A 10854-nucleotide genomic window follows, 5' to 3' on the forward strand; every position below is an offset into this window, starting at 1 on the left:
TATTTTCAGTAAAAAAACTGCCTTAAAAATTATTGGAATGATGTAATTTTAAACCCTGATGTTTAAAAATTCCCTTTTTATTATTGGCTTTATGGCTGTAAATACCCTGTTAAGGGCACAGGTTTCATTTGATCACCAGGTAATTGATCCGGGTAATATCGGTTTATATATCACCAACTCCGGAACCTTTGGGCGGCCGGATGTTAGAAACACTCCTACAGGTGACCCTTCCATGGAATATCCAATAAACTCCGGTATAGAACATTTGTTTGAGGGTGGAATTTGGATAGGCGCTTTGGTAGACGGACAATATTTGGTTTCCACTTCTGCAAAGGATGCAGCAAGTGGTTATACTACGGGATTGGCAGGATATGAGTTTACTGCAGAGATCGGAAATGCAATTCAACAAAGAAGTTTATTGACCGGCAGCGATTTTTTTTCCTTTGATGCAATATCACATGAAGATATGCTTATTGATTTTTCGGATAAAAATGTGGTGGTTCCCGGCACTTTGATCACGATTGCCGATCATACACAGCCCTTGAATGCTGATGTGCATCTGGAAACTTACGCCTGGAATTATTCTTTTGCTGATTATTTTGTTATATTTAATTATAGTATTACAAATTCATCCCCAAATGTGTGGGACAGTGTTTGGTGCGGAATGTGGTCGGATATTGTTGTTAGAAACGTAAACGTATCCACCGATTTTGGTTCTGCATTTTTTAGTCATGGAGGTTATGGATTTATTGATACATTTTATACCAATTACGGATTTGATATTGATGGAGATCCCGGATTTACAAACTCTTACGGTGCAATTCAATTTTTAGGAATAGAGTGGAGAGATCAATTTATTCATCCTAATAATAATTCCAATTTAATCGCCAATGGATATCCTGCGGCGGATGTAAATAGTAATTTCTGGATATTTAATTCCACCGCCACTCCACCTTATAATGCTCCTGCCAATGATGTGGAGCGATATGATAAATTAAAGATGGGACTTAATTATGTTGATCCGGGAATACGAGATTTTTTACATGATCCTTCCACAAGTGGAGGACTTACCAATTTAATTTCTGCGGGACCGATGATTAGCGTGGAACCGGGAGAAACATTCCATCTTGTGTTTGGGATTGTTTGCGCCAAACAAGTGGAAGTTGGAGGTACTAGCGGAGAAGAAATGGATACTCCCGAAGCACAGGAAATTTTAGCCGATCATTTGAGTTGGTCGAAAAGAACCTATCTGGGTGAGGATCAAAATGAAAACGGTATGTTGGATATTGGTGAGGATCTGGACGAGGATGCAATTTTGGACCGTTATATATTACCCGAGCCACCTGCTACTCCTAAAATGAAGGTTCTGGTGAATGACAGGTCAGTAGAAATTTATTGGGATAATAAGGCGGAATTTTCCATAGATCCTATTTCAAAAGAAATGGATTTTGAAGGTTATCGTATTTACAGAACTCAGGTTGGCGATGACTTCAATTTAAATATGATCAACGATGCAAATTTAATTGCGCAATGGGATAACCCAGGTAATAATATTGGATTTAACAATGGAAATGCAGCAATAAAATTAACTGCACCGGTAATTTTTGAACAAGATACTTTTTATTATAAATATACTCTCGACAATTTATTGAACGGTTGGCAATATTTAATAATTTTAACCTCTTTTGACAGTGGTAATGAAACTTTAAATATTGAAAGCCTCGAATCATCGTATGTTGCGAATGCAGTGCAGGTATTTCCGGGAACTACTGCTGCGGAGAACCACAGCACGCTTGAAATTGGCGTATATCCTAACCCTTATCGAATTAATGCTGCCTGGGATGGAAGTACATCAACTACTCGAAAAATAATATTTTATAATTTACCTCAGCATTGCGATATTTCTATTTATTCACTGAGTGGAGATCTTGTTGCTTCTCTCAAGCATGAAGGAGAAACATATAATGGAAATGATATAAACTGGTTTGAAATTTATGGAGGCAATGAAGAATCAAGAATTTTTTCAGGAGGAGAACATGCATGGGATATATTAAGTGAAAGTAATCAGACCATTACACAGGGAATTTATTTGTTTTCCATAAAAAATACAGATAATGGGGAGCTGAAACAAGGGAGGTTGGTTATTATTGAATAATATCTTACCTGTGGTTTTAAATTGAATTTCAAAACATTTTATATCAATTGCAGGATACGGTTTTTAATTGCCAATGGTGACGGTTTTACAAGTCAACAGGTTGCATCACATATCCTTAACCGACCGACAGTTCTCATTTATATAAAAATTTTTAAAAAAATTTACACTTTTTTTTGGTGGTTACAAAACCGACCCGTAATTTGGTTTATTATTTCACATTTTAAACAAACACTTATGAAAAAAAGATTACTAATCCTCGTGTTCGCCATCGGGATGATGGGCCTCACACAAAGCAAAGCAGCCATTTCCGCATTTTGTTTCACCGACGCTTTTGGTTATGTAGCTAACGTTACAGCAACTAAAACCGCTATAGGACATTGGGAACTGTCTGGTACTGGTAACGTATTAACTGGTTACGACTGGGCTGTTTCTGGTTCTTATGACAAAGAAACTGACATTTGGACCCTTACCTACACCAATACTTTACCTGATGGTTGTGCGATGTATGTAGATTATTTTACATATACTTCAACTTCTTACGGTGGAGGAACAATTAACTTTAACTGGACTTCTTATTGTTTTGGAGGACCACTTAGCTCAGGAACAGGTTCTACTACTTGGACTACAAGCCCTTGTATTTTCAGAACAAGTCCTTCTGACCCAATCGGACCAATGTCTGTTGATGAAGCAATTTCTTCTAAACCAGTTGTAGATTTTGCACCAATTGCAGGTGGAACTATTTTCGGTGAAGTATTTACTGAATCTAACTTAACAGTTGTAAACAATAGCCAAAACAACATCGCTATCAGCTACGAACTTTCTGATGCATCTAATGTTGAGATCGCTATTTACAACCATGTTGGTCAGTTTGTTACTACAATCGTTAACGAAAACCAAAAAGAAGGTTTCTACAATACTTATTGGGATGGTAAAACTACCAATGGTGTTGACGCTTTAGAAGGTATGTATATCGTTGTTATGAAAACTGACGGCGAATCTATTTCTTCTAAATTCGTAAAATAAATTATACATTATTATTGATAAAAAACCCTTCGAAAATTTCGAAGGGTTTTTTATTTGGAAACAATTGATCGTTTATCATATTTAAAAGGTCCCATAAGTTTATTTTTTTCCTCATCCCAATTCGCACTACAGTCCTCCTTTACAAAAATTTGGTCTTAAAAAAATTTAATTTTCGGAATCTCCACAACATTTTTATAATTTGGCTTATTATTTCATATTCTAAACAAACACTTATGAAAAAAAGATTACTTATTCTAGTGTTCGCCATCGGGATGATGAGCCAAACGCAAAGCAAAGCAGCCATTACTAATTTTTGTTTTACCGACGTATTCGGTTTTGTAGCCAATGTTACCGCTACTAAAACATCTCCCGGCTATTGGGAGTTGTCAGGTACAGCTGACGTTTTAGTAGGATACGACTACACAATTACCGGTTACTTTGACAAGGCCAGTAATATTTGGTCAATCACTTTCATTAATCCTTTAGCAGATGCTTGTGAAACCTATGCAGATTATTTTACTTATACATCCACTTCTTATGGTCCGGGATATATTAATTTTAATTGGGATTCCTACTGTTCAGGCGAGATAGTTTTAAGCAGTACGGGTTCTACAACTTTTACCACCGGTCCATGTATGTTTAGAACTAGCGATAGAGAGCCAAATGGTCCTGTGTTAGCTGATGCAGACATTACCTCTCAGCCGGTTGTAAATGTTGAATCTGTAAACGGTGGACCTATTTTCAGCGATCTATTCACTGATGCAAGTTTGACAGTAATAAATAACAGCAAAAACAATATCGCTATCAGCTACGAACTTTCTGATGCATCTAATGTTGAGATCGCTATCTACAACCATGTTGGTCAATTTGTTACTACAATTGTAAACGAAAACCAAACTGAAGGTTTCTACAATACGTATTGGGATGGTAAAACATCTAACGGTGTCGACGCCTTAGAAGGCATGTATATCGTTGTTATGAAAACTGACGGCGAATCCATTTCTTCTAAATTCGTAAAATAATTTTTACATTATTATTGATAAAAAACCCTTCGGAGAAATTCGAAGGGTTTTTTATTTTAGAGTGGTTGAACTCAATTTCTCTTTACTTTTTTATAGATTACTGCACTACCTTTGTTCCTTTAATTCAGTAATTATAAAATGAACGATCTCACATCCTACCCAAAGGAAAAAATAAATGTACTTCTGCTGGAAAATATTTCGGAAAATGCGGTTTTGCAATTTAATGATGCGGGATATATAAATGTAAAAAGAATTAAAGGGGCATTGTCTGAATCAGAGTTGAAGGAAGAAATAAAAAATATTCATTTATTGGGAATCAGAAGCAAAACACAATTAACGGAGAATGTTATAAGTTCAGCTAATAAACTTTTGGCTGCAGGTTGTTATTGTATCGGAACCAATCAAGTAGACATGCAAAGTGCCACCGGGCAAGGGATTGCGGTATTTAATGCACCCTATAGCAATACAAGAAGCGTTGCTGAATTAGTGATTGGTTCCGCCATCATGTTATTGCGACGAATTCCGGAAAAAAATATAGCAGCACATTCGGGAGTTTGGCTCAAAGATGCATCGGGGAGTTTTGAATTAAGAGGAAAAAAACTCGGAATAATCGGATATGGAAATATCGGACTTCAGGTTTCTGTTTTAGCAGAGGCTTTGGGAATGGAAGTAATATATTATGATGCGGAACCAAAACTACCGATCGGAAATGCAAAACCTGTTCGCACTTTAAAAGAATTATTACAACTATCCAATATTATTTCATTGCACATTCCGGAAAACTCCTCTACAAAAGATCTTCTGGGTAAAAATGAAATTGCCTTAATGCAAAAGGGAAGTATTATAATTAATTATGCACGGGGTAATGTGATAGATCTTTCCGCTTTATCTGTTGCAATAAAAAACGGTCATATCAGCGGAGCTGCGATAGATGTTTTTCCTGAAGAACCCGAAAAAACAGGATCTGCTTTCATATCCGTTATGCAAAATGTTCCCAATGTTATTTTAACTCCACATATTGGAGGTTCTACGGAAGAAGCGCAATTAAATATTAGTGAAGATGTTACTTCCAAACTGCTCAATTTTCTTGAAAAAGGAATTACAACCGGTTCGCTGTCAGTACCCGCATTAAATCTTCCCGCCACACCAAATACTCATCGTATTTTACATATTCATAAAAATATTCCCGGAGTATTATCCGCAATAACCTCAAAATTATCTTCCCATAATATAAATATTATAGGCCAATACCTCAAAACAAATGATCAGATCGGATATGTGGTTTTAGACGTAGATAAAAATATGAGTAACGAGGCGTTTATGCTTTTGAAAGATGTTAATGGATCGATTAAATCACGCATGCTCTGGTGAGGGCGCGCGGCGCGCGACATAGGACATATGACATAGGACATAGGACTTGATTTAGGACAATGGAGAATGACATGGGACTTACTTGGATTTTTATTGGTAATTTATTTCTGTTCGAAAAGATTTTGGTTTATGTTAAATTATCGAACTGAAGTAGGAAATAAGAAGTAGGAAATAGGAAGTAGGAAATAGGACTTAACCTTGATTTAGATTGAAAAATTTTATTATTAAGTAACAGTTTATAGTAATTTGTATAATTTTCAATTAAAATCGAGGCCCCCTTTTTCAACCTTAACCCAACCTTACTTCCTTTTTCTTCCTTAGAACCTTCCCCTTCTCCCTTCGAATCTTTTCCCTTCGAATCTTTAGTACTCTGTCCAATCTTTCTTACGAGTTAATTTAAGATCTTGTAACACACTAGCTTTTACATTTATATTAAATATATAACTCTGTCGTAATCCAAATGGGATCCATCGGAAACCCATTTCCCAGCAGTGTAATTCACGATAAATATCTAAAGCGGTGTAGGTGAAATCTTTTAGTTGAAAATCGTATCCGCTGGTTAGCATTATTTTCCAATTAGGGGTGAGATTTACATCACCGCTAAATGTTGCAGATTGTGTAGTATATAATGAATCACGACCATCGGAGGTAGGTGCATTTGTGATACGTAAATTATAATTAATACCAAAACTCCAGGGTATTTCAAAATCAATATAGTTTTCCGGATTTGACCAAACCATATCGCGTTCTTCCGGAGTTCCGGCATTGGTCAAATAATCAGGATTTTCATTTCTTTTGGATTGGAAATCAGTTCCAACACTTATATAACCACCATTAAATCGTCCAAGCCGTTGATTTTCATCCCATTCAAAAACATCCACATTTCTACCGCTAGAATCTAAAATATAAGGATCAAAACTTCCTGAAAAATTAACCTGAATATTTTTAAACAATGTTGTGTATCCGCTAAAGCCAATATCCGATAAATTTAAAGAATCTGCTGCAAGATTATATGCCGCACCAAAACTAAATGCATCCAATAATTTTATTTTCTTTTCATGATTGATGGAATCTTTTTTTGAAAAAACTTTCATCTCCAAAGTATTACCAATACTCAAACTAATACTACCTACCTGGCCCTGCGGCGGACCACCATAAATAGAGCCTTCAAAAATGGAATATCGTGTTGGGTCTATAGCGTCAGGAGTGGCATAATAATCACCATAATAACTAAATTTTGCATCACCGAAATCAGGTGTGTAATTAAATGAAAGAGATGGTGTCATTACATGTCGTATCGCTTTTAATTTTCCATTGAACTGCGCAGTCGAATAAATTTTAGTATTTAAACTCGCTCCTAAACTATAATATCTCGCCGCTCTGAAACCATTAATAGTATCCGTATTTACATAGGTAATAGTTGTAATAATGCTATCTTCACCTGTTGCGGATAATAAAGAATCAACAATAGTATCAGGTCCATAAGTTTTGCGAATTGTTTCGAGATACCAATTTTCCGTATAACTGAAATTGGGACTAAATGTCAGGTATTTTAATATTTTAACCGGAGCAGATGCAGAAACTTTATGTTGCAAACCGTTTCTGAATTTATCTAAAGATGCTGATGTAAATAAAAGTGAATCAGGAGAAGAAATTATATTTTGCACATTGGAGGAATAAGAGACTCCAAATTGATATAAAAAACTATTTCTATTAGTAGTTAATTTTTTTAACGGATAAATTCTGTTCATCGAAAGTGATGCTTCCGGTAGGGTAAGGTCAATTATATTATCCGAAGTATTTTGATAATGGCGTAATGATGTTGTTAATGTAAATGGCGAATTCGGAAATATTTTAGTATAAGAAATACTTGAACTCAACGAGTTGGTTAAATAAGCCGAACTGTATGAATTGTTTTGCAGATAATCGTTAGAACCAAGATTTACACTTGCACTAAATTTACTGTTTGGTCTTGCTTTAGCATCCTGATTGTGATTCCATCGAATAAAAAAACCGGTGTTTTCAGAATAACCAGGAGCAAAACTAAAACCGTATTTATTTTTTGTATAATCCACTCCAAAACTTCCGTTAAAACGATACTTTAAATTATATCTGCTGGAAGCATGTAAACCCCAACTTCCACGCGAATAAATATCACCTGTTAAAGAAAGATCATAATAATCGCTCAAAGCAAAATAATATCCACCATTGCGCAGAAAAAAACCTTGCGTTGTGGTATTTCCGTATTGCGGAATAATTAATCCGGATGTTTGCCCGCGTTTAATTGGAAAAATTCCAAAAGGTAAAAATAAGGGAGTGGGAACATCCGCAATTACCAAATTTGCAGGACCTGTAACCGCAATTTTTTTGGGAACTACTTTTGCTTTTTTTGCAGAAATATAAAAATGAGGGTGATCCAGATCGCATGTTGTATAACTCATTCCTTTTCCGAAATAGGAATTGTCATCCGCCATTTTAGCCTCCTTCACTCCTAGATAGCCCTCTCCTTCCTGTGTTCTGAAATAATAAATTTTACCCTTTTTAGTTCCGAAATTGTAACACATACTTTCTGCCTTGAACTCCTCCTCACCATCCTTAAAATAAACAAGATCCATTTTTTTACCGCTGCTGTCCGTCATTTGTTTTGCACAAATAGTTTTCGCATCCCAATCAAATTCGATAAAATCTGCCTTTAAATAAAATGTTTGGTAACTGATTTCTCCTTTTGCATAAATATAAGTTCTACCGGAGTCAAGATCATAAACTATGGAATCAACACCCGAATAATTGATCATTTCGTCGAGAGCGTCGTTGGAAATAGAATACCATAAATTACTTGTGTTAAGTGTTGAATCTAATTTCAAGGAATCTACAATTGGGAAAGTATCCGGTGCGCCAAATTCATCACTATACACATCTGCATAGTTGGTTTGAGCTAAATAATATACAAAATTGTTCCAAGATGCATTTAAATACATACTATAAGCACTGAACAATATCGTTATTAGTAGAAATTTTCTTGGCACAGGTAATTTTGGAATAATTTTATGTATCTAAAAGCAAATTAGACTCCAATTATTGTGCAAAGCTATTGAAAATATGAAAAACAGATCCAGATCCACAGGAATAAGCACATCAATATTACTTTTAACGGTATTGCTTTTCACGTCGTTTGACACGGAAAATCACCCAAATAAGATTGCTACTCCCTATGTCTTAAAAACGGTGGTTATCGATGCAGGGCATGGTGGGCATGATCATGGGTGCAGCGGAAGCAGCAATAAGGAAAAAACCGTTGCACTTAATCTTGCATTAAAATTGGGAGCTCTGATTGAAAAAAATTATCCTGATGTAAAGGTGGTTTATACCCGAAAAACCGATGTTTTTGTCGAATTATACGAAAGAGCAGCGATTGCAAACCGAAACAATGCCGATCTTTTCATCTGTATCCACTGTAATGCAAATCCCAGCAGTTCACCTTCAGGTACTGAAACATATGTAATGGGTTTACATAAAACGGAAGCAAATTTAAATGTTGCAAAACGAGAAAATGATGTAATTCTGATGGAGGACGATTATTCTCAACATTATGATGGTTTTGATCCTAATAACCCGGCCTCACATATCATTTTTTCCTTAAATCAACATGCATTTATGGAGCAGAGCATACTTTTTGCTTCTTCAGTGGAAAAATATTTTAAAACCAATTCCAATCGCAGCAGCAGAGGTGTGAAACAGGCTGGGTTCCTCGTTCTTTGGAAAACAGCAATGCCCAGTGTATTGATTGAAACCGGGTTTTTAACCAATACCTCAGAAGAAAAATTTTTGGGATCAGATGCAGGTCAAAATTCCATAGCTGAAAGTATTTTTTATGCTTTTAGAGATTACAAAAATGATATGGAAAATAACTCGGGTAAGGTGAGCGACGAAAAAATTGCAAAAATTGAAACAGAAATGAAAAAGGAAAGTGAGGCAGAAATTATCGCTACCAATAACTCAAATTCCGTAGAAAATAATAAAGGAATAGAATTCAGAGTGCAATTTTATGCCAGCGCCACAGAAGAAAAAATGTCAAAATTTGCCGCACTAAAACCCGAAAATATCACTTATGTGAAAGAAAGTGGTATGTATAAATACAGATTGGGGCCCTATTCAAATATTGAAGAGGCCACCAAAAAACAAACTACAGCCCGCAATGCTGGGTATAAAGATGCTTTTGTTATTGCCTTTAAGGATGGTAAACGTATTTCTGTGGAAGAGGCAAAAGCCTTTGCAGGCAAATAAAAATCATATCTTAACAACAATTTTATAATTTAGCGCACATAAAATAGCTCTGTTTGAAAGTATCTAATGAATCGAAGGTCGGAATTCTTGCTGCAGTAGGCATTGCAGTATTGTTTATAGGATTTAACTACCTAAAAGGAATAAATGTATTTCATAAGGGAACAGATTATTTTGTGGAATATACAAGTTCCGGTGGGCTAAATGTTGGTGATCCCGTTATTATTGATGGATTTACAGTCGGCAGAGTTAAAAATGTTGAACTTCAGGAAGACCAATCGGGAGTGGATGTAATTTTAAATTTTTCGGAAGACGTAAAAATACCGGAAGGGTCAAATGCGGTAATAAGGGGGAATTTAATGGGGGAAAAATATATACAGATCTTTTTAAGCTCCAATACCGCCATAATACCTCCCGGTGGAAATCTGGTAGGGCAAATTGAAGCCGATCTGGCAAATACGATAAGTGCAGAATTTAAACCTATTACAGATAAGGTAAAAACGATGTTATCTTCCATGGATACAGCAATTAATGTTTTGCGTGGAATATTTACAGATGATGTTCAGAAAGATTTTCAAAAAAGTATGCTGAGCATTAAACAAACATTGGAGTCGTTCAATAAATCAGCAGAAAAAGTAAATTTATTTATTGCCAAGGAGGAAGAAAATATTGATAATATAATAACGGATGTTTCCGGAATTACCGATTATATGAATCAAAGCGAAAATGATGTAAAAGCAATTCTTGCAAATTTAAAGTCTGTAACCGATTCCTTAAACTCCGTGGAATGGCAGGAATTAGGAGAACAATTTAGTCTTGCAGCAGATAACATTAATAAAATTTCCACAAAAATAAATGATTCTGCAGGAAGTTTAGGATTGCTGGTAAACGATCAGCAACTATATTATGATCTTTCAAATACACTGGTAACTCTTGACTCTGTTATAAATGAATTCGGAAAAAATCCTGAAATACGCTTAAAATTATTTGGAAAGTAATTAC

The 10854-nt window shown here is 35.5% G+C and carries 7 protein-coding genes; 6 read left to right on the forward strand and 1 reads right to left on the reverse strand.

The features are described from left to right. The first annotated feature begins 58 nt into the window (after positions 1-58). The 4 genes from IPI31_18080 (at position 59) to serA (ending at position 5571) form a co-directional block, all read left to right on the forward strand. Positions 59-2155, forward strand: coding sequence for a hypothetical protein (locus IPI31_18080; protein MBK7569732.1), 2097 nt, complete (start codon positions 59-61; stop codon positions 2153-2155). Between the two features lie 258 nt (positions 2156-2413). Further along, positions 2414-3178: a T9SS type A sorting domain-containing protein gene (locus tag IPI31_18085; protein MBK7569733.1), complete on the forward strand. Its 765-nt coding sequence runs from the start codon at positions 2414-2416 to the stop codon at positions 3176-3178. Between the two features lie 233 nt (positions 3179-3411). Then, on the forward strand, positions 3412-4200 hold the full coding sequence (locus tag IPI31_18090; protein ID MBK7569734.1) for a T9SS type A sorting domain-containing protein: 789 nt from the start codon (positions 3412-3414) through the stop codon (positions 4198-4200). Positions 4201-4338: 138 nt separating this feature from the next. Then, the gene (gene serA / locus IPI31_18095; protein ID MBK7569735.1) at positions 4339-5571 is read left to right on the forward strand and encodes a phosphoglycerate dehydrogenase; all 1233 of its coding nucleotides are present in this window, start codon (positions 4339-4341) and stop codon (positions 5569-5571) included. Positions 5572-5933: 362 nt separating this feature from the next. Here the strand turns inward: serA and IPI31_18100 are convergent, their stop codons facing one another. Further along, the gene (locus IPI31_18100) at positions 5934-8597 is read right to left on the reverse strand and encodes an LPS-assembly protein LptD (GenBank protein MBK7569736.1); all 2664 of its coding nucleotides are present in this window, start codon (positions 8595-8597) and stop codon (positions 5934-5936) included. Positions 8598-8670: 73 nt separating this feature from the next. On the opposite strand from IPI31_18100, the gene IPI31_18105 reads away from it, so the two are divergent. Further along, on the forward strand, positions 8671-9855 hold the full coding sequence (locus tag IPI31_18105; protein ID MBK7569737.1) for an N-acetylmuramoyl-L-alanine amidase: 1185 nt from the start codon (positions 8671-8673) through the stop codon (positions 9853-9855). A gap of 53 nt (positions 9856-9908) precedes the next feature. Then, the gene (locus tag IPI31_18110; GenBank protein MBK7569738.1) at positions 9909-10850 is read left to right on the forward strand and encodes an MCE family protein; all 942 of its coding nucleotides are present in this window, start codon (positions 9909-9911) and stop codon (positions 10848-10850) included. Positions 10851-10854 lie beyond the last annotated feature (4 nt).

It is taken from the genome of Bacteroidota bacterium, from assembly GCA_016706865.1.
Lineage (GTDB): Bacteria > Bacteroidota > Bacteroidia > Chitinophagales > BACL12 > UBA7236.

What these genes read in the sequence shown, in the direction of transcription:
- IPI31_18080 (MBK7569732.1), top strand. Translation starts at nt 59, where the DNA reads ATGTTTAAAAATTCCCTTTTTATTATTGGCTTTATGGCTGTAAATACC.
- IPI31_18090 (MBK7569734.1), top strand. Translation starts at nt 3,412, where the DNA reads ATGAAAAAAAGATTACTTATTCTAGTGTTCGCCATCGGGATGATGAGC.
- serA (MBK7569735.1), top strand. Translation starts at nt 4,339, where the DNA reads ATGAACGATCTCACATCCTACCCAAAGGAAAAAATAAATGTACTTCTG.
- IPI31_18105 (MBK7569737.1), top strand. Translation starts at nt 8,671, where the DNA reads ATGAAAAACAGATCCAGATCCACAGGAATAAGCACATCAATATTACTT.